16 protein-coding genes and 1 riboswitch are annotated in these 18,484 nt (G+C 62.9%); of the genes, 4 read left to right on the top strand and 12 right to left on the bottom strand.

Annotated elements, in window-relative coordinates:
• Positions 1-7: 7 nt before the first annotated feature.
• On the bottom strand, positions 8-2,779 hold the full coding sequence (gene polA / locus GTP69_RS24815) for a DNA polymerase I (RefSeq protein ID WP_161057387.1): 2,772 nt from the start codon (positions 2,777-2,779) through the stop codon (positions 8-10).
• Between the two features lie 198 nt (positions 2,780-2,977).
• On the opposite strand from polA, the gene GTP69_RS24810 reads away from it, so the two are divergent.
• Genes GTP69_RS24810 through GTP69_RS24800 form a run of 3 tightly spaced genes read left to right on the top strand, consistent with a single transcriptional unit; the run spans position 2,978 to position 5,151 of the window.
• Positions 2,978-3,385 carry a hypothetical protein gene (locus tag GTP69_RS24810; protein ID WP_161057386.1) on the top strand — a complete coding sequence of 136 codons (408 nt, stop codon included), beginning with the start codon at positions 2,978-2,980 and terminating at the stop codon, positions 3,383-3,385.
• A gap of 27 nt (positions 3,386-3,412) precedes the next feature.
• Entirely contained in the window at positions 3,413-4,369 is a 957-nt protein-coding gene (locus GTP69_RS24805; RefSeq protein WP_161057385.1) for a homoserine kinase, read from the top strand.
• The gene (locus GTP69_RS24800) at positions 4,369-5,151 is read left to right on the top strand and encodes a BPSS1780 family membrane protein (RefSeq protein ID WP_161057384.1); all 783 of its coding nucleotides are present in this window, start codon (positions 4,369-4,371) and stop codon (positions 5,149-5,151) included. Before GTP69_RS24805 ends, GTP69_RS24800 begins: the two co-directional genes overlap by 1 nt.
• On the opposite strand, the gene GTP69_RS24795 is transcribed toward GTP69_RS24800, so the two are convergent.
• The 11 genes from GTP69_RS24795 to thiC all read right to left on the bottom strand — a co-directional run bounded on the left by GTP69_RS24795 (position 5,148) and on the right by thiC (position 17,672).
• Positions 5,148-7,448 (bottom strand): UvrD-helicase domain-containing protein, encoded by a 2,301-nt coding sequence (locus GTP69_RS24795; RefSeq protein WP_161057383.1) that lies wholly within the window; start codon positions 7,446-7,448, stop codon positions 5,148-5,150. The two genes, GTP69_RS24800 and GTP69_RS24795, sit on opposite strands and share 4 nt — an antisense overlap.
• Before the next feature lie 33 nt (positions 7,449-7,481).
• Entirely contained in the window at positions 7,482-9,620 is a 2,139-nt protein-coding gene (locus GTP69_RS24790; protein WP_161057382.1) for a M56 family metallopeptidase, read from the bottom strand.
• Between the two features lie 124 nt (positions 9,621-9,744).
• Positions 9,745-10,851: an S-(hydroxymethyl)glutathione dehydrogenase/class III alcohol dehydrogenase gene (locus tag GTP69_RS24785; RefSeq protein WP_154356645.1), complete on the bottom strand. Its 1,107-nt coding sequence runs from the start codon at positions 10,849-10,851 to the stop codon at positions 9,745-9,747.
• Positions 10,852-10,887: 36 nt separating this feature from the next.
• Complete coding sequence (locus tag GTP69_RS24780) at positions 10,888-11,820, bottom strand: Gfo/Idh/MocA family protein (RefSeq protein WP_161057381.1); 933 nt, start codon at positions 11,818-11,820, stop codon at positions 10,888-10,890.
• Positions 11,821-11,919: 99 nt separating this feature from the next.
• Entirely contained in the window at positions 11,920-12,372 is a 453-nt protein-coding gene (locus tag GTP69_RS24775; RefSeq protein ID WP_161057380.1) for a response regulator, read from the bottom strand.
• 203 nt (positions 12,373-12,575) lie between these two features.
• Entirely contained in the window at positions 12,576-13,208 is a 633-nt protein-coding gene (locus GTP69_RS24770) for an ANTAR domain-containing response regulator (protein WP_110847373.1), read from the bottom strand.
• Between the two features lie 70 nt (positions 13,209-13,278).
• The gene (thiE, locus tag GTP69_RS24765; protein ID WP_161057379.1) at positions 13,279-13,896 is read right to left on the bottom strand and encodes a thiamine phosphate synthase; all 618 of its coding nucleotides are present in this window, start codon (positions 13,894-13,896) and stop codon (positions 13,279-13,281) included.
• Positions 13,897-13,911: 15 nt separating this feature from the next.
• Positions 13,912-14,784, bottom strand: coding sequence for a bifunctional hydroxymethylpyrimidine kinase/phosphomethylpyrimidine kinase (thiD, locus tag GTP69_RS24760; RefSeq protein WP_161057378.1), 873 nt, complete (start codon positions 14,782-14,784; stop codon positions 13,912-13,914).
• Positions 14,785-14,789: 5 nt separating this feature from the next.
• Positions 14,790-15,569 carry a thiazole synthase gene (locus GTP69_RS24755; protein WP_202424558.1) on the bottom strand — a complete coding sequence of 260 codons (780 nt, stop codon included), beginning with the start codon at positions 15,567-15,569 and terminating at the stop codon, positions 14,790-14,792.
• A 12-nt stretch (positions 15,570-15,581) separates the two neighbouring features.
• The gene (gene thiS / locus GTP69_RS24750) at positions 15,582-15,785 is read right to left on the bottom strand and encodes a sulfur carrier protein ThiS (protein WP_161048578.1); all 204 of its coding nucleotides are present in this window, start codon (positions 15,783-15,785) and stop codon (positions 15,582-15,584) included.
• Positions 15,786-15,788: 3 nt separating this feature from the next.
• Positions 15,789-17,672 carry a phosphomethylpyrimidine synthase ThiC gene (gene thiC / locus GTP69_RS24745; protein WP_161057376.1) on the bottom strand — a complete coding sequence of 628 codons (1,884 nt, stop codon included), beginning with the start codon at positions 17,670-17,672 and terminating at the stop codon, positions 15,789-15,791.
• Between the two features lie 87 nt (positions 17,673-17,759).
• Positions 17,760-17,862, bottom strand: a riboswitch (TPP riboswitch).
• Positions 17,863-17,949: 87 nt separating this feature from the next.
• On the opposite strand from thiC, the gene GTP69_RS24740 reads away from it, so the two are divergent.
• Positions 17,950-18,484, top strand: a 535-nt coding sequence (locus tag GTP69_RS24740) for a ligand-binding sensor domain-containing protein (protein WP_308494463.1), incomplete at its 3' end; no start/stop codon positions are given.

Below are 18,484 nucleotides of genomic sequence, written 5' to 3'. Positions count from 1 at the left end.
TAGCTCCTTAGTGTGCTTGATCCCAGTTCGCGCCAATGCCCACTTCTGCAATCAGCGGTACTTTCAGTTTCGCCACGCCGGCCATCAGTTCCGGCAGCTTTTGCTTGATCAGTTCCAGCTCGGCGTCCGGCACTTCCAGCACCAGTTCGTCGTGCACCTGCATGATCATGCGCGTGCCCAGCTTCTCGGCTTCCAGCCAGTTCTGCACCGCGATCATGGCCAGCTTGATCAGGTCGGCGGCCGTGCCCTGCATCGGCGCGTTAATTGCCGCGCGCTCAGCGCCCTGACGGCGCGGGCCATTCGGCGAATTGATCTCCGGCAGCCACAAGCGGCGGCCGAACACCGTCTCCACGTAGCCGCGCGCCTTGGCTTGCAGGCGCGTGTCGTCCATATACTGCTTCACGCCCGAGAAGCGCGCAAAATAGCGTTCGATATAGCTCTGCGCCGCACCACGCTCGATGCCCAGATTGCCCGCCAGCCCGAACGCGCTCATGCCGTAGATCAGGCCGAAATTAATCACCTTGGCGTAGCGGCGCTGTTCGCTTTCCACCGACTCCGGCGCGATGCCGAAAATCTCGGCGGCAGTGGCGCGGTGAATGTCCACACCCTCGGCAAACGCGCGGAGCATGTTCTCATCTTCCGAAATGTGGGCCATGATGCGCAGTTCGATCTGCGAATAATCGGCCGACACAATGTGCGAACCGGCCGGCGCCACGAACGCCTCGCGGATGCGGCGGCCTTCCTTGGTGCGGATCGGAATGTTTTGCAGGTTGGGATCGTTGGACGCCAAACGCCCCGTTACCGCCACCGCTTGCGCGTAGTTGGTGTGCACGCGGCCGGTCTGGGCATTGATGCCCTTCGGCAGCTTGTCGGTGTAGGTCGATTTCAGCTTGGACAGGCTGCGGTATTCCAGCAGCACTTTCGGCAGCGGATAATCCTCGGCCAGCTTTTGCAGCACTTCCTCGTCGGTCGACGGCGCGCCGCTAGGCGTCTTCTTCACCACCGGCAGCTTCAGCTTCTCAAAGAAAATCTCGCCGATCTGCTTCGGCGAACCAAGGTTGAACGGCTGCTCGGCCAGCTCATGCGCCTTGGCTTCCAGCTCGATGATGCGCGCACCCAGTTCGCCGGACTGCTGCGCCAGCAGCGCGGCGTCGATCTGCACGCCGTTGCGCTCGATCTTTTGCAGCACCACCGCCGTCGGCAGCTCGATGTTGCGGTAGATGAAGTTCAGCTTTTCGTCCTTCTCCACTTCGCCGATCATGTTCTGGTGCAGGCGCAGCGTGATGTCGGCGTCTTCCGCCGCGTACTCGGTGGCGCGGTCGATCGCCACCTGGTCGAAGGTAATCATGTTGACGCCCTTGCCGCACACGTCCACGAACGGAATCGTGGTGTGGTTCAGGTGGCGCAGCGCCAGGCTGTCCATGTCGTGCGTGCGGTGCGATTCAAACACATACGATTCCAGCAGCGTATCGTGGTGGATGCCTTGCAGCGACACGCCATGGTTGGCGAAAATATGGCTGTCGTACTTGAGGTTCTGGCCGACCTTGAGCTTGGTGGCGTCTTCAAGCCACGGCTTCAGCCTGGCCAGCACGTGCTCGCGCTCCAGTTGCTCAGGAACGCCCTGGTAGGCGTGCGCCACCGGGATGTAGCAGGCCTCGCCCGCTTTGACCGACAGCGAGATGCCGACCAGCTGCGCCGTCATCGGCTCCAGCGAGGTGGTTTCGGTGTCGACCGCAGTCAGTTCGGCGGCGTTGATGCGGGCAATCCACTGGTCCAGCTGTTCGTCGGTGCTGACCGTTTCATAGGTGGCGACCACCGGTTCGGCGAACAGGTCGCCATTCATGGAGGCGGCGCCGCCCACCGGCGCATCCAGCGATACCTTCACGGTCGAGGCCGGCGCACCGGCCGGCGTGCTGGCCGCCACGCCCAGTTCGCGCAGCAGCGTCTTGAAGCCGTATTTGCCGAAGAAGGCCAGCAGCGATTCCTTGTCTTCCTCGCGCGCGACCAGCGATTCGCTGATCGACACCATGTGGCCGGTCAGGTCGCAGTCCAGCTTGACGGTGATCAGTTCGCGGCCCTTCGGCAGCCATTCCAGCGCGTCGCGCAGGTTCTGACCGACGGCGCCGGTGATCTTGTCGGCGTTGCTCATCACGCCGTCCAGCGAATCGTAGGCGGTCAGCCATTTCAGCGCGGTCTTCGGGCCGCACTTGTTCACGCCCGGCACGTTGTCGACGGTGTCGCCGATCAGCGTCAGGTAATCGATGATGCGGTTCGGCGGCACGCCGAACTTGGCCAGCACGCCGGCTTCGTCCATCTTCTCGTTGGTCATGGTGTTGATCAGCATGACCTTGTCGTTGACCAACTGCGCCAGATCCTTGTCGCCGGTGGACACCACCACGTTCATGCCGGCCTTGTACGCCTCGACCGACAGCGTGCCGATGACGTCGTCCGCCTCCACGCCCTCCACCATCAGGATCGGCCAGCCCATGGCCTTGACCGCCTCGTGGATCGGCTCGATCTGCAGGCGCAGATCGTCCGGCATCGAGGCGCGCGTGGCCTTGTATTCCGGATACATATCGTCGCGGAAAGTCTTGCCCTTAGCGTCGAATACGCAGGCGATGTAGGCGGCCGGGTAGTCCGCGCGCAGGCGGCGCAGCATGTTGACCATGCCGTGCATGGCGCCGGTCGGATGGCCGTCGGCGCTGCGCAGGTCGGGCAGCGCATGGAAGGCGCGATAAAGATAGCTGGAGCCGTCTACTAACAACAGGGTATTTTGCATAGGTACTAAGTGAGGATGCTTGGGCGTGAATGCAACATTATCGCAGGTTTTGACCGGCGTCCGGCAGCGCAGCAAAGTTTAAAAATTGGCAATTACCCCGCCTCCCCCGAAGGGAAAGCACAGCGATGGGTGTCTGTTTGTTACAATGGATCATACATAAAAATTCTGCGGCCATCTCTCTGCTAAAGGCGACCCATCATGAAGCGCACTTCCCTCCTCTGGCCTGTCCTCCTGCTGACGCTCAGCGCCCACACGGCGTGGGCACAGTCGACGCCGAGCCAGGCGCCGCCAAAAATGGAAAAACTGGAAGAAGTGACGGATGATCCGGTCACCATCAGCGCCAAACCGGCGGAAAACAAGATTACCGAACGCCGCGACAACAGCGGCAATGTGGTCGAAGCCACCGTCAAAAGCGGTCCCAGCACCTATACCCTGCGTCCCAACCACCCGGTCGGCACCTCCGTACCGGGCGACGCCATGAGCGGCGCCCCACGCGGCGCGCAATGGACGCTGTTCGAATTCGACCTCGGCAAGAAAAAGAAAGCACCGGAAGACGACGCCGCGTCGGACAATAATCCACCGCCACAGCCTGCTCCGGCCAAATAAACCACCACGGAATTACACACTTTTCACATGGCAGTCTTTACCCCGGTATCGCTGGACGATGTCGCCCAGTGGATCACCCAATTTCCGCTCGGCAAAGCGCTTGAGCTCAAAGGCATCAGTTCCGGCATCGAAAACAGCAATTTTTTCCTGACGACGGAGCGCGGTGAGTACGTACTCACCATCTTCGAAAACCTGTCGTTTGAACAACTGCCGTTCTACCTTAACCTGATGCGCCACCTGGCCGATCGCGGCGTGCTGGCGCCGGCCCCGGTGGCCAATGACAAAGGCGAGCTGATCGTCGCCCTGCACGGCAAGCCGGCCTCCATCGTCAGCAAGCTGGAAGGCCGTTCGCAAATGGACCCGCAGCCGGTGCATTGCGCCGCCGTCGGCGCCATGCTGGCCAAAATGCATCTGGCCGGCCAGGATTACGCCTTGCAGCAGCCTAACCTGCGCGGTCTGGCCTGGTGGCACGCCACCACGCCGGAAGTGTTGCCCTTCATCCCCGACGAGCAAGCACACCTGCTGCGGGCCGAAGTGCATTTCCAGGACGCCTTCGCCGCCTGCGACATCTACAAGCAGCTGCAAACCGGCCCGGTACACGCCGACCTGTTCCGCAACAACGTGATGTTTGACGGCGAACGCCTGACCGGCTTCTTCGACTTCTACTTCGCCGGCTGCGACACCTGGCTGTTTGACGTCGCCGTCACCGTCAACGACTGGTGCATCGACCTCGACACCGGTGTGCTGGACACTGCACGCGTGCGCGCCCTGCTGGACGCTTACCACGCGGTGCGGCCGTTCACCGCCGCCGAGCACACCGCCTGGCAGCCGATGCTGCGGGCCGGTGCGCTGCGCTTCTGGCTGTCGCGCCTGTATGACTTCTACCGTCCGCGCGAAGCAGAAATGCTGACGCCGCACGATCCCGGCCACTTCGAGCGCATCTTGCGCGAACGCATCGCCACCCCGGCGCCAGGACTGTTCTGATGGAAAAACTTCCCGCACGCGCAGGCTGGCAATGGGTCAAGCAAGGCCTGCAACTGTTCCGCAAACAGCCCGGCGGACTGATGGCCCTGCTGTTCATCTGCATGTTTTCGTCGTTCTTCATCCTGCTGCTGCCGGTGCTGGGGCAGATCGTCTGGTGCGTGATGATGCCGCTGTTCAGCATCGCCCTGCTGCAGGGCTGCGCCGAGGTCGACCAGGGCCGGCGCGCCATGCCGCACCTGCTGCTGGCGGGCGTGCAGTCGCCGATGCGCAAGCAGCTGCTGCTGCTGGGCGGCATCAACTGCCTGCTGATGGTATTGGCAATGGTAGCAATCTACAGCCTGTCCGGCGACGCCATCAATGCCTTGCGCGAAGCCCAGGCCAAGGGCGCGATCAAGCCGGACGATGTGGAAGGTTTGTTCAGCGGCATGCTGGCGGGATCGGCCATCTACATCATCGGCTGGATATTGATGTCGATGACGGCGCCGTTGATTTTCTGGCAGAAGATGGCGTTGACCAAGGCGCTGTTCTTCAGCGTGGTCAGCGTGCTGCGCGCGGTCAAGGCGTTTGCTACCGCTGTGATCGTGCTGCACCTGCTGTACTTCGTCGGCGTGCAACTGGTGGTGCTGGTGCTGGGCGTATCGAGCCTGACCATCGCCGCCATCTTCACGCTGTTCCTGATCTCGCTGGTGCTGGTGCACTGCATGCTGTACGCAGCCTACAAGCAGATGTTCGGCACGCCTCCGGCGCTGCCGGAAGCGGTCAACCTGAACAAGCCGTTTTAGATTTTCTCTAGTTTGGCAATGCTCAGATCCAGCACTTTCATGCCCGCGCTGCCGAAGTTGATCTGAGCGCGGGCATTGTTGCCGCTGCCCTCGATATTCACAATCACGCCCTCGCCGAACTTGGCGTGGGCGACCGATTGGCCCAGTCGCCAGCCGGTACTGGCCGCCAGCGCCTTGCTGGAAATCTGCTGCGCCAGCGCCTTGTCCGAACCCACCAGCGGCGCCTCGTCCCAGGCCGATTTCTTGGCCGCGAACCAGCCCGGCTGCACCTTCGGCGTCAGCCATTTCAGCGACTCTTCCGGCAACTCTTCAAAGAAACGTGACTTCATGTTGTAGCGGGTCTGGCCGTGCAGCATGCGGGTCTGCGCGAAGCTCAGGTACAGACGTTCGCGCGCGCGCGTGATCGCCACGTACATCAGGCGGCGCTCTTCTTCCACACCGTCGTGCTCGCGCGAACTGCTCTCGTGCGGGAACAAGCCCTCTTCCAGGCCGGTGATGAAGACGTTGTTGAACTCCAGCCCCTTGGCCGAGTGCACCGTCATCATCTGCACTGCTTCCTGGCTAGCGGCGGCCTGGTTGTCGCCAGCCTCCAGCGAGGCGTGCGACAGGAAGGCCGACAGTGGCGACATCACGGTCGACAGCGGCGCATCGGCATCCAGGATCTCGATGCCATCCTGGTTGATGATGGCGTCGCCCGACTGCGCCTGCGACTGCGCGCCCAGATGCGCAGGCGAACCCTGGCCGTAGCCCTCTTCCGACAGGAACTGGGTGGCGGCGCTGACCATCTGCTCCAAGTTTTCGATGCGGTCGGCGCCTTCTTTTTCCGTGGCGTAGTGAGTCAGCAGCGTCGATTGCTCCAGCACGATGCGCACCAGTTCCGGCAAGGCCATCTGCTGCGTTTCAAAGCGCACGCCCTCGATCAGCTTGACGAAGCCCGACAGCGACGTACCCGCCTTGCCTGTGACGTAAGGCACGGCGGCGTACAGCGAGATGCGGTACTGCTCGGCAGCGGCCTGCAACGTCTCCAGCGAGCGGGCGCCGATGCCGCGCGTCGGGAAATTCACCACGCGCAGGAAGGCCGAATCATTGTGCGGGTTATCCATCAGCTGCAAATACGCGATGGCGTGCTTGACCTCGGCGCGCTGGAAGTAGCGCAGGCCGCCGTACACGTGGTACGGAATGCCGGCCGAGAACAGCGCATGCTCGATCACGCGCGACTGCGCATTAGAGCGGTACAGCACGGCGATCTCGCTGCGGGATGCACCGTCGTGGATCAGGTTCTTGGTCTCTTCGATAATCCACGACGCTTCGGACAGGTCCGAGTTGGCTTCGTAAACGCGCACCTGTTCGCCGTGGCCGGCATCGGTGCGCAGATTCTTGCCCAGGCGCTTGCTGTTATTCGCGATCAAGATGTTGGCGGCGTCCAGAATGTGGCCGTGCGAGCGGTAATTCTGCTCCAGCTTGATCAGATTCTTGACGTTGAATTCGCGCTCGAAGGCGCTCATATTGCCGACGTTGGCGCCGCGGAAGGCGTAAATCGACTGGTCATCGTCGCCGACGGCAAACACCACGCCGCCGCGCTGGGTGCCGTGACCGGCCAGCAGCTTCAGCCACTTGTACTGCAAATCATTGGTATCCTGGAACTCATCGACCAGGATGTGCTGGAAGCGCTGCTGATAATGCTCGCGCAACGGCTGGTTGCGCACCAGCAGTTCGTAGGTGCGCAGCAACAGTTCGGCGAAATCGACCACGCCTTCGCGCTGGCACTGGTCGTCGTACAGCTGGTACAGCTCGACCTTCTTGCGCTCGTCGGCGTTGTAGGGATCGATCTTGTCGGCGCGCAGACCTTGGTCCTTGGCGCCGTTGATGAAGTACATGATCTCCTTCGGCGGAAACTTCTCGTCATCAACGTTATTGGCCTTCAACAGGCGCTTGATGGCCGACAGTTGATCCTGCGAATCGAGGATCTGGAAGGTCTGCGGCAAGGCAGCGTCGCGGTGGTGGGTGCGCAGCAAGCGGTTGCACAGGCCGTGGAAAGTGCCGATCCACATGCCGCGCGTATTAATCGGCAACATGGCGGACAGGCGGGTCAGCATCTCCTTGGCGGCCTTATTGGTAAAGGTCACGGCCAGGATGCCGGAGGGCGACACCTGACCGGTCTGGACCAGCCAGGCGATACGGGTCGTCAGGACACGGGTTTTACCGGAACCGGCGCCCGCCAGGATCAGGGCGCTCTGCGCGGGCAAGGTGACAGCGGCGAGCTGTTCCTCGTTAAGGTTGTGGAGAAGATTTTGCATCCCGTGATTATACCGGGATGCAAAATTCGCAGTTTAAGCAGATGGTGCTGGAACGGCTTTGCCGTTCTTCAAACTCTCTTGCATCAGCGCTTGCATGGCGCGTTCCGCGTCGCGCACGGCGTCAGCATGTTGGAGGTTGAGCTTGGCCATTTGGGCGCTCATCTCCCCCATTGGACGCGCGGCTTCGGCAATACGCTTGTTTAAGGCATCCAGCGGGCGATTCTGCTCACGCAATTTCTCCATATTGGCCGACAGTTCACGCTGCTTTTCAGCCATCTGCTTGCGCAGCGGTTCCATTTCACGCTGCAGGCTCGCTTGTTTTTCGTGGAAGGCGCGGATTTTTTCAGGATTGCTGCCGGCGCCCAGTTCTTGGGTGGCGGCTTCCGCCATGCGGCGCGACAAAGCCTCTTGCGCCTTGGCAAGCTGCTCGATCGCGCGGCGGTGCACCTCGGACTCCTGAAGGGATTGCCGGCTGAATTCACCGGCCTCTTTGCCGATCTGGGAGGCAGCGGCCTCAAGAACCTTGCCTTGTGCATCGAGTTTCTTACCCTGCTCGTCCATCTGGCTGCCGATGCGGTTGACCGGCGTCCACGCTTCGTCCAGACGCGCCAGCAGGGTGGGATCTTTGATTACGTAAGTTTTGTCGCCATCACGGAACCAGAGGAAATCGCCTTTCATGGTGGCTCGCAACTGTGCCACTCTGCGGATTTCGGCGGTACTGGCCGAAACAGTCATGCTGTCGCTATCGCCACGCACGATCGCGTAGGCACCGCGCTCACCTTTCGGAAAGCGTGAACTCAGCTGGTCGCTCTTGATGCGCAACACACCAGCGTCACCTGCCAGACTGACCTTGGCGGAAATCGCGCCCAGCACGGGCGATGCGGGAGCTGCTGGAGCCGCGGGGGCGGCGGGGGCTGCTGGAGCTGCTGGAGCTGCAGGGGCGGCGGGAGCTGCTGGAGCGGCCGGAGCAGCAGGCGCGATCTCTTCCGTTACCGGCTCGACTGCCGCCACTGGTGCTACCGGAGCAACCGGAGCGACTTGCGCCACCAGCTCAGGTGCGTCAGGTGCATCAGGCACGTCCGGCGCATCCGCAATGGCCGGCATGGCGGGCGCGGCCGGCAATTCGGCTTCCAGCGGCGCAGTTGGTGGCGCAGGCGGAAGTGGCGGCGGTGGTGCGGCGTGGGCATAGAACATGGCGCCGGCCGCCAGCAGGCCTGCCAGCGGCATGGCAATTTTCCAGCTGACCGGTTCAACATCGGGACGCAGCAGGCGTTTGATACGAGACATGAGATTTCCTCCGTGAGCCGCGTGGGCTAGTTGTGTTGTGTCGAACTGAAAGCGATCCAGTTGCGACAGGGCTTGCGCCAGCCTTTGCGGCTGGCCGAGCATACCCACGGCCAGGTCGTCGGCGATTTGTTCCCGCTCGATCCGTATCCTGCGCGATAGTGCCCAAACACTAGGGTGATAGAACAGCCCGATTTCAATCGTGCTTTGTATGAGGTTGACCAGGTAATCGTGGCGCTTGATGTGCGCCAGCTCGTGCGCCAGCAGCGCTTCCAGCAGATCGGCCGGCATGCCGGTGATCAGCGCGGTGGGCACCAGCACGATCGGTTTCCAGCAGCCGGCCGTGATCGGACTGTCCAGCTTGTCGGCCACGCCCAGTCGTACGTGAAAATCGATGTCGAAACGGCGCGCCAGCTCGGACAAGCGGCGCTGCCAGTAAGGATTAGTGGTGTATTCATCCGGCCGGGTACGATCAGCCACCCATTTGAGGCCGATGGCAAGACGCAGCGCCATCAAAGCCGCCCCAGCCAGCCACAAACCGACGACCCATGGCAACTGCCTGCGCAGCAGCTCCTTCAGGCTGTCCAGCGCGCTATCGCTGATCAGGGCGCCCGCGCTGTCGGTCGCGCCGGACACGGCCACGGTTTGCGCCGCGCCAAAACCGCCGCTGGCCTGCAGGTCGCTCAGTTGGAGAATGATGCTCGACAGCGGCAGCACGGCGCACAACAGCATGCCGCCGCAGGCCACAGCGTAACGCGTCTGCGGACGCGCCTTGCGCAGCAGGTGCATGGCCAGCGTGACGGCCCAGCCGATCAGCAGCCCCTGCCAGATAAAATGCAGCAGTGCCCAGCCAAAGGCGGACACGATAGCTGGCAGCAGGCTATTCATCGCCGCTGCCCGCCGAGAAATTGAGATTGAGATCCATGCCGCCCTCCGAGTCGATGGATGTAGAATAAATTATCTAGATTGCGAAGTCTAGAACTTTTTTTCTACATCCATCCGGGCACAGCTTTTAGTACAGCACCACCGAGCGGATCGACTCGCCGCTCTTCATTAGGTCGAAGCCTTGGTTGATGTCTTCCAGCTTCAGACGATGGGTGATCAGGTCGTCGATGTTGAGTTTGCCTTCCATATACCAGTCGACGATCTTCGGCACGTCGGTGCGGCCACGGGCGCCACCGAAGGCCGAACCCTTCCACTCGCGGCCGGTCACCAGCTGGAACGGACGGGTGGAAATTTCCTGGCCGGCTGCCGCCACGCCGATGATGATCGACTTGCCCCAACCTTTGTGGCAGCACTCCAGCGCCTGGCGCATCAGCGTGGTATTGCCGACGCACTCGAAGCTGTAGTCGGCGCCGCCGTCGGTCAGCTGGATGATGTGGTCGACCACGTTTTCCACTTCATTCGGGTTGATAAAGTGGGTCATGCCGAACTTGCGCGCCATTTCCTGGCGGGCCGGATTGATATCGACGCCGATGATCTTGTCCGCACCGACCATCTTGGCCGCCTGGATCACGTTCAGACCGATGCCGCCCAGACCGAACACCACCACGTTCGCGCCCGCTTCCACCTTGGCGGTGAACAGCACGGCGCCCACGCCGGTGGTGACGCCACAACCGATGTAGCAAACTTTATCGAATGGCGCGTCTTCGCGGATCTTGGCCAGCGCGATTTCCGGCACCACGATGTAGTTGGAGAAAGTCGACGTGCCCATGTAGTGATAGATCGGCTTGCCGTCGATGGAGAAGCGGCTGGTGGCGTCCGGCATCAGACCGCGGCCCTGGGTCGAGCGGATCGACTGGCACAGGTTGGTCTTTTGCGACAGGCAGAATTTGCACTGGCGGCATTCCGGCGTGTACAGCGGAATGACGTGGTCATCTTTTTTCAGCGATTTGACGCCCGGACCGACGTCCACCACGATGCCGGCGCCTTCATGGCCCAGGATGGCGGGAAAGATCCCTTCCGGATCGGCGCCGGACAGGGTGTAGTAATCGGTGTGGCAGATGCCGGTGGCCTTGATTTCCACCAGCACTTCGCCTTCGCGCGGGCCGCCCAGTTCGACTTCTTCAATCGTCAGGGGCTTGCCCGCTTGCCAGGCAACGGCTGCTTTGGTTTTCATGATGTTCCTTTCGCGTTGGAACATCATGATAACAAATCAGTCGTGGAAAGCGTCCACCACTTTGCGTTGGCCCAGCATGAAAGCGTCGGCCACATGACGCAGCGGCGCCACGTCCACGTCGGACTTGCCGGCGCGGATGATTTCAGCGAAGCGCTGGTACAGCGACGGGTATTCGGCTTCCTTCGCCAGCGTCTGCTCGTCGCCGTTGATCCACAGGCGCGAACCGCCGTCGGCCAGGCGCACTTCGCCTTTTGCCGTGGTGACGATGATGTCCCAGCTTTGCTTGCCGGTCTGGCGCCAGTCGAATTCGGCGTGGACTTTGACGCCATCGGCATCCTGGAAGTGCAGGTCGGCGCCGATTGGCGCGTCGCGGTTTTCCGGGAATTCCAGCGCAGCCTTGGTCAGGAACACGGCCGACGGCAGGATTTCGGTGACGATCGACAGCGCGTTGATGCCGGGATCGAACACGCCCAGGCCGCCCGCTTGCCAGATCCAGTCCTGGTTCGGGTGCCATTGGCGCACATCTTCTTTCCAGATCACGTGCATGGCGGTTGGTTTTTCCCCGGCCAGATAGGCCTTGGCCGGCTGCACGCCCGGCGCATAGCGCGAGTGCCAGCTGGCGAACAGGCTGACGCCCTGCGCGGCGGCGAAAGCTTCCAGGTCGGCCACTTCCGACAGCGTGGCGCCCGGCGGTTTTTCCAGGAATACGTGCTTGCCGGCGGCCAGCGCCTTGCGAGCGGCGGCGTAGCGGTATTGCGGCGGCATGCACAGCGACACGGCTTCGATCGATGGATCGGCCGCCAGCATGGCTTCGATGGTCGGGAAGCTTGGTACGTTGTCGATGGTGTTGTTGCGGCTGGCCGTCGCGACCAGCGCGTAGTCGGCAGCTTGTCCGGTGATGGCTGGCAAGTGCTGGTCGTAAACGATCTTGCCGACGCCGACGATGGCGAGTTTGATAGGTGACGTCATCTGGGTATCCTGATTGAGTGAACCGGCAGACTATCATCTCAGCCAGTCACGCAACAAGGTCAGGACGACGTCATCCTGTATTTATTATCAATAACGCGATTATTGGGGTTCAACCGGCATCGCAGGGCCGATGCCGAGCAGGTCGGACACGGTGCGCCACAGCTGGCGCGGCGAGGTCCACGGCTTGGGCAGGAAGGCGCTGCCGGCGTTGTGGTGTTCCGGATGGCGCGCCGAATACATCAGCACGCGGGTCTCGGGCTGGTGGATGCGCACTTCGGCCAGCAGGTCGACGCCGTCGCCGTCCGGCAGGTCCGGGTCCAGCACCACCAGCGCGAACTTTTCGCTGTGCAGCAGCGACAGGGCGGCGGCCAGGGTCGGCACGTGGGTGACCTGGGTTTCCGGCACCAGCAGCGCGGTCAGCACCAGCGCGGCGTCGTGGTCGCTGTCGACATGCAGCACGCGGGGTGCGGCGGCAAAAATGGAAAAACCGATGGCGCCGCCCGTCTCTTCGGTGAACGGACGATAGGTACTCGTAGGGTGATCGTTGGTCATGGCTGTCTCCGCTTGATAAGCTCAGTGCAAGCTCGGCGGAGTTGGGCCGAAAGAATCGGGGGTGGCGCAGGGTACAGGCAGCCATTGAGGCGACAGGCGGCATTGGGCCCGGTCGCTGCTGAGGCAGGCGGATGGGTTATCCGCCGCTCAGACCATAGTGTATAACAAAAATACCGCAGGGCAAGAAAAATTACCCTGAGCGTCTACTTTTTGAGACGGCTGTTGAATGCAGCATGCAAGCTGTTGAGGGTCTCTTCAGCCGCCAGCAACTGGTCCGCCACCTCGTTGACCTTGCGCCGGTTGGAGCGGGCGTGGTCGCGCAGCACCTCGAAGGCGGTGTTGCGGTCGGTCTGGAATTTGCACATCAGCAGGCCCACGGCCAGGCTGGTTTCGCGGCCGGCGGCCAGCGCGGCATTCAGGTTCAGCTCGGTACGGCGCAGCTGACGGATCTCGTCGGCGCGCGCCAGACCGGCGGCAAACGCCGGCATCAGCTGCTTTTCATCGACCGGCTTGACCAGGAAGCCGACCGCGCCATACGAGGCGGCCTGCTTGCCGGCGTCGGCATCGCCGCGGCCGGACAGGAACATGAACGGCACCGAACTGGTGGCGTGCAGCTGTTTGGCCAGTTCCAGGCCATTCATACCGGGCATGTGGATGTCCAGCAGGGCCAGGTCGGGCTCACGCTGGGCGATGGCTTGCAGGGCTTGTTCCGCAGAAGAGGCTTTGGCGACATCGTAACCGGCGTGGCCCAGGACTTCGCCAAGGAAGTCGAGCAGCAGAGGATCGTCGTCGACAATGAGGATCAGACGCTTAGGATTGGCGGAAGTTAAAGGCATAGGGGCGGCTACCTCAGGCAATTGTGACGATTCCATTATAAAGCGGAAAACCGTCCGCACTCCAAGCCTTTTATTGCTGGGCAAAAAGCGTATGAAACTGGGCAACAGCCTGCGCCACACTTTCAGCTTGATAGACGCTGCTGATGGCGGCCACCATATTGGCGCCCCGGGCCACCAGCGGGGCGGCGTTTTGCGGGGTCATGCCGCCGATGACCACGGTCGGCACGCGGATCAGTTCGCGGGCCTGGTCGAGGATGGCCGGCTGGGTGGTGACGGCGTATTGCTTGACGCGGGACGGGTAAAAACCGCCGAAGGCGACGTAACTGGCGCCGGCGTCTTGCGCGTGCAACGCGCGCGGCATGTCGCCATAGCAGGAGGCGCCGATGATTTTTTGCCGGCCCAGACGGGTGCGGATAGCGGCAACTTCGGCATCGGTGCCGCCGAGGTGGACACCATCGGCGTCCAGTTGCTCACACAGCTCGACGAAGTCGTTGACGATGAAGGGGACGTTGTGGCGGCGGCACAGCGCCAGCAGCGCGGCGGCCTGTTCGGCGCGCTGGGCCGGGCCGGCTTCCTTGTGGCGGTATTGCAGCAGCGCGATGGGGGCGGCTTGCAGCGCCTGTTCGGTCAGTTGCAGCAGGCGGTCGGTGTCGTCCCAGTTGGGGGTGACGAGATAGAGTCCTTGCATGGTGTGATTTCCTGATTAGCGTAAGGGAATGCGCTGGCCGGGGGCGATGGAATAGGCCTCGCGCAGCGCGTGGTAGACATAGTGTTGGGCGTGTTCCAGCGCCACGGCGGTGGGCAGGCCCAGCGCCAGTTGCCCGGCGATGGCCGACGCCAACGTACAACCGCTGCCGTGAAAGGCGCCGTCAATGCGGGGCCAGCGCCATGTGCGATGCTGCGCGCCGGCGTGGCCGGTCGTCAGCACATTCGGCCCGCCAGTGGCGCCGCCGGCCGCCTGGCTCGAAGCGTCGGCCGCGCCGGGGCCGTACCAACGGTTGATGATGTCGTCGCCGTCGCCGTGGCCGCCGGTGATCAAAATGTGGCGACAGCCGCGCGCGCGCAGGGTTTGCGCTTGTGCGCCGGGCTGGGTGGCGTCGCTGAGGGCTTCCGCTTCCGGGCTGTTGGGTGTCAGCACGGTGGTCAGCGGCAGCAGTGGCGCCAACGCCTGCACCGCGTCGTCGCGCGACAGCAGGTCGCCATGACCGCTGGCCAGCACCGGGTCCAGCACCACCGGCAGTTCCGGACGCGGCATCGCATCGCCGCGCGCGCGCAGCCACACGATGAACTCCGCAATCGCCTGCGCGTTGGCGGCGCTGCCTGTGATGCCGATCTTGACCGCGCTGATCGCCATCTTGCCGGCCAGGGCCTGCGCCTGCCGCAGCACCAGCTCCGCGGCCACCGGCTGCACGCCATACACACGGTCGTTGTCCTGCACCGTGAGCGCCGTGCAGACAGTGAGCGCATGCGCGCCCTGCCCGGCAATCGCCTGCGCGTCCGCCGTCAGCCCGGCGCCGCCGGACGGATCGAGCCCGGCGAACACCAGCACACAGGGGCGCGCATCGCCCCCACTCATGCCATTCATGCCAGCCGGTCCGCCATCGGCGACGACGGCGACGCCGCAAACTTGCGCGCAATCCGGCCCGCCAGATAAGCCTCCCGGCCCGCCTGCACGCCAAGCTTCATGGCGCGCGCCATGCGCACCGGGTCTTGCGCGCCGGCGATGGCGGTGTTCATCAGCACCCCGTCGCAACCCAGCTCCATCGCAATCGCCGCATCCGACGCCGTGCCGACGCCGGCATCCACCAGCACCGGCACCCTGGCCTGCTCGATAATCAGCGACAGGTTCCACGGATTCAGAATGCCCATGCCGGAGCCGATCAGCGACGCCAGCGGCATCACCGCCACGCAACCGATATCCTCCAGCATGCGCGCCTGAATCGGATCGTCGCTGCAATACACCATCACATCGAAGCCGTCTTTGACCAGCACCTCGGCCGCCACCAGCGTCTCCGGCATATTGGGGAACAAGGTCTTCTCATCGCCCAATACCTCCAGCTTCACCAGCTTATGCCCGTTCAGCAGCTCACGCGCCATTTGCAGCGTATAGATCGCGTCCTTGGCGTTGTAGCAGCCGGCCGTATTCGGCAGGATGGTGTACTGCGACGGCGGCAGCACATCCAGCAACGACGGCGCCTTCGGGTCCTGGCCGATGTTCACACGGCGAATCGCCACCGTAATAATTTCCGCCTCGGCGGCGTCCGTCGCCTCGCGGGTCTGCTGCAAATCCTTGTACTTTCCGCTGCCCACCAGCAGCCGCGATTGATACGCCTTGCCGGCAATCGTCAACACATCACTCATCTCAATCTCCATTTAGCCGCCACCGATGGCGCGCACGATATCCACTTTGTCCTGCGCTTGCAGTACCCGCGCCGCCCACTGCTGGCGCGGCACCACGTTGCGGTTGACTGCCAGCGCCAGCGCCTGGCCGCTCAAGGCCAGCGCATCGATCAATTGATCCAGCGTCTGCTGCGGCGGCACGCGGTGCGGCGCGCCGTTCAATTCAATCTCGATCATGATTCAGGCCTTGGTGTACAGCTCAGCGCCGCTCTTGATGAACTCCACCGCCTTGACCTGCATGCCGTTCTCCGCATACGCCCGCACCTCCTGCGTGATCTTCATCGAACAGAAATGCGGCCCGCACATCGAACAGAAATGCGCCACCTTGGCGGAATCCTTGGGCAAGGTCTCGTCGTGGAATTCGCGCGCCTTGTCCGGGTCCAGGCCCAGATTGAACTGGTCTTCCCAGCGGAATTCAAAGCGCGCCTTGGACAGCGCGTTGTCGCGTATCTGCGCGCCCGGATGCCCCTTGGCCAGGTCCGCCGCATGCGCCGCGATCTTGTACGTGATGATGCCGTCCTTGACGTCGTTCTTGTCCGGCAGCCCCAGATGCTCTTTCGGCGTCACGTAGCACAGCATGGCCGTGCCGTACCAGCCGATTTGCGCGGCGCCGATGCCGGACGTGATGTGGTCATAGCCCGGCGCGATATCGGTGGTCAGCGGTCCCAGGGTGTAGAACGGAGCCTCGTGGCACTGCTCCAGCTGCAGATCCATATTCTCTTTGATCAGCTGCATCGGCACGTGGCCCGGACCTTCGATCATCACCTGCACGTCGTGCTTCCAGGCGATCTGCGTCAGTTCGCCCAGCGTTTTCAGTTCGCCCAGCTGCGCCTCGTCGTTGGCGTCGTAGATCGAGCCGGGACGCAGGCCGTCGCCCAGCGAGAACGACACGTCATACGCCTTCATGATTTCGCAGATGTCTTCAAAGTGCGTGTACAGGAACGACTCCTTGTGATGCGCCAGGCACCACTTGGCCATGATCGAACCGCCGCGCGAGACGATGCCCGTCATGCGCTTGGCCGTCAGCGGCACATAGCGCAGCAGCACGCCGGCGTGGATGGTGAAGTAGTCGACACCCTGCTCCGCCTGCTCGATCAGCGTGTCGCGGAAAATCTCCCAGGTCAGGTCTTCGGCCTTGCCATTGACCTTTTCCAGCGCCTGGTAAATCGGCACCGTGCCGATAGGTACGGGCGAATTACGGATGATCCATTCGCGCGTTTCGTGGATATGCTTGCCGGTCGACAGATCCATCACCGTATCGCCGCCCCAGCGGATCGACCAGGTCATCTTCTCGACTTCTTCGCCGATCGACGACGTCACCGCCGAATTGCCGATGTTGGCATTGATCTTGACCAGGAAATTGCGGCCGATGATCATCGGCTCCACTTCCGGGTGGTTGATATTGGCTGGGATGATGGCGCGGCCACGGGCGATTTCCGAGCGCACGAATTCCGCCGTGATCTCATCAGGGATGCTGGCGCCATAGTTCTGGCCTGGATGCTGGCGGCCCATCAGCTCCGCCAGCCGCTGGCCCATCGGGCCGGAGGTTTTCAGGCTCTCGATGTACTCCTTGCGGCGCAGATTTTCGCGGATGGCGACAAACTCCATCTCCGGCGTGATGATGCCCTGGCGCGCGTAGTGCATCTGCGTGACGTTTTTACCTTCGCGCGCGCGGCGCGGCTGGCGGTGCAGGTTGAAGCGCAGTTCTTCCAGCGCCGGATCGGCCAGGCGCGCCTTGCCGTACACCGAGGTCGGACCATCCAGCTCCTCGGTATCGTCACGCTCCAGTATCCACGGCAGGCGCGGCGTTTCGGCCAGGCCGGAGCGGATGTCGATCTGCGCGACAGGATCGGTGTACGGGCCGGAGGTGTCGTAGACCGTCACCGGCGGATTGGCCTCGAAGCCGAACGAGGCCGGCGTGTCGGCCTGCGTGATCTCGCGCATCGGCACGCGGAGATCGGCGCGGCTGCCTTGCACATAGATTTTGCGGGAATTGGGAAGTGGCTGTATCGCTGCCTCGTCCACCGTGGCGGTGGCGGACACGAATTTCAGGTTGGCGTTCATTTGGCTCCTTTGTTGGGCTACAGGAGCCAGCAAAGGAGGTTGGACGACGGCGCGCGCACAAACAGACTGAGACTGCGACTGGTGGCGGCACGGCATCCTAAGCTTCCCTTCGCTGGCATTATCCAGATCAGGTTCGGAGGGTATTTCTCACCCGCGCCGTGTAAACGACGCAGGACCCCTAGCGTTTGCCACCAATGCGGTGGCGCGACGATTATAACCATCTCCGGCAGAAAGTGGCAAAAATCCGACAGGCGCGACGCTGGTGCTCAGGTATAGTATGTTCATGCCACAAAGCAACGTCCACCCGTCCCCCGCCTGCCTGTCGCGCGCCACCGCCGCGCTGTGTCTGATGCTAAGCCTGCTGGCGCCGGCCCACGCTGGCCACGACGAACGCTGGACCGGCCTCAGTCACACCGCCTTCAAGCACACCGTCCATGCCGACCTCAGCAGCGGGCTGTGTTTCGCCCAGGATCGCCAGGGCTTTCTGTGGATCGGCACCCAGGCCGGCCTGACGCGCTGGGACGGCAACCGCCACGTCAAATACGTGGCCGACGCGCGCGAGGATGCGCTGCCCGACAGCTTCATCATGAGCCTGCACGTCGACACCCAGGGCCGGCTGTGGGCCGGCATGAATTCCGGCGGCCTGGTGCGCTACGATCCCGACCACGACAAGTTCATCCGCTACCGCGCCAGTCCCAGCGGCCTGCGCGATCCGCGCGTGGCGGCCATGGCCGACGACGGCCAGGGCGGGCTGTGGATCGCCACCGGCAGCGGCCTCGACCACCTGGCCGCCGACGGCCGCTTCGACCGCC

It is taken from the genome of Duganella levis, from assembly GCF_009857605.1.
Taxonomy (GTDB): Bacteria; Pseudomonadota; Gammaproteobacteria; order Burkholderiales; family Burkholderiaceae_D; genus Rugamonas; species Rugamonas levis.
This window is presented reverse-complemented; position numbering and strand designations above follow the sequence as displayed.

What these genes read in the sequence shown, in the direction of transcription:
- thiC (WP_161057376.1), bottom strand. Translation starts at nt 17,672, where the DNA reads ATGAACGCCAACCTGAAATTCGTGTCCGCCACCGCCACGGTGGACGAG.
- GTP69_RS24755 (WP_202424558.1), bottom strand. Translation starts at nt 15,569, where the DNA reads ATGAGTGATGTGTTGACGATTGCCGGCAAGGCGTATCAATCGCGGCTG.
- GTP69_RS24770 (WP_110847373.1), bottom strand. Translation starts at nt 13,208, where the DNA reads ATGCCTTTAACTTCCGCCAATCCTAAGCGTCTGATCCTCATTGTCGAC.
- GTP69_RS24795 (WP_161057383.1), bottom strand. Translation starts at nt 7,448, where the DNA reads ATGCAAAATCTTCTCCACAACCTTAACGAGGAACAGCTCGCCGCTGTC.
- GTP69_RS24790 (WP_161057382.1), bottom strand. Translation starts at nt 9,620, where the DNA reads ATGAATAGCCTGCTGCCAGCTATCGTGTCCGCCTTTGGCTGGGCACTG.
- polA (WP_161057387.1), bottom strand. Translation starts at nt 2,779, where the DNA reads ATGCAAAATACCCTGTTGTTAGTAGACGGCTCCAGCTATCTTTATCGC.
- GTP69_RS24775 (WP_161057380.1), bottom strand. Translation starts at nt 12,372, where the DNA reads ATGACCAACGATCACCCTACGAGTACCTATCGTCCGTTCACCGAAGAG.
- GTP69_RS24805 (WP_161057385.1), top strand. Translation starts at nt 3,413, where the DNA reads ATGGCAGTCTTTACCCCGGTATCGCTGGACGATGTCGCCCAGTGGATC.
- GTP69_RS24810 (WP_161057386.1), top strand. Translation starts at nt 2,978, where the DNA reads ATGAAGCGCACTTCCCTCCTCTGGCCTGTCCTCCTGCTGACGCTCAGC.
- GTP69_RS24785 (WP_154356645.1), bottom strand. Translation starts at nt 10,851, where the DNA reads ATGAAAACCAAAGCAGCCGTTGCCTGGCAAGCGGGCAAGCCCCTGACG.
- thiS (WP_161048578.1), bottom strand. Translation starts at nt 15,785, where the DNA reads ATGATCGAGATTGAATTGAACGGCGCGCCGCACCGCGTGCCGCCGCAG.
- thiE (WP_161057379.1), bottom strand. Translation starts at nt 13,896, where the DNA reads ATGCAAGGACTCTATCTCGTCACCCCCAACTGGGACGACACCGACCGC.
- GTP69_RS24800 (WP_161057384.1), top strand. Translation starts at nt 4,369, where the DNA reads ATGGAAAAACTTCCCGCACGCGCAGGCTGGCAATGGGTCAAGCAAGGC.
- thiD (WP_161057378.1), bottom strand. Translation starts at nt 14,784, where the DNA reads ATGAGTGGGGGCGATGCGCGCCCCTGTGTGCTGGTGTTCGCCGGGCTC.
- GTP69_RS24780 (WP_161057381.1), bottom strand. Translation starts at nt 11,820, where the DNA reads ATGACGTCACCTATCAAACTCGCCATCGTCGGCGTCGGCAAGATCGTT.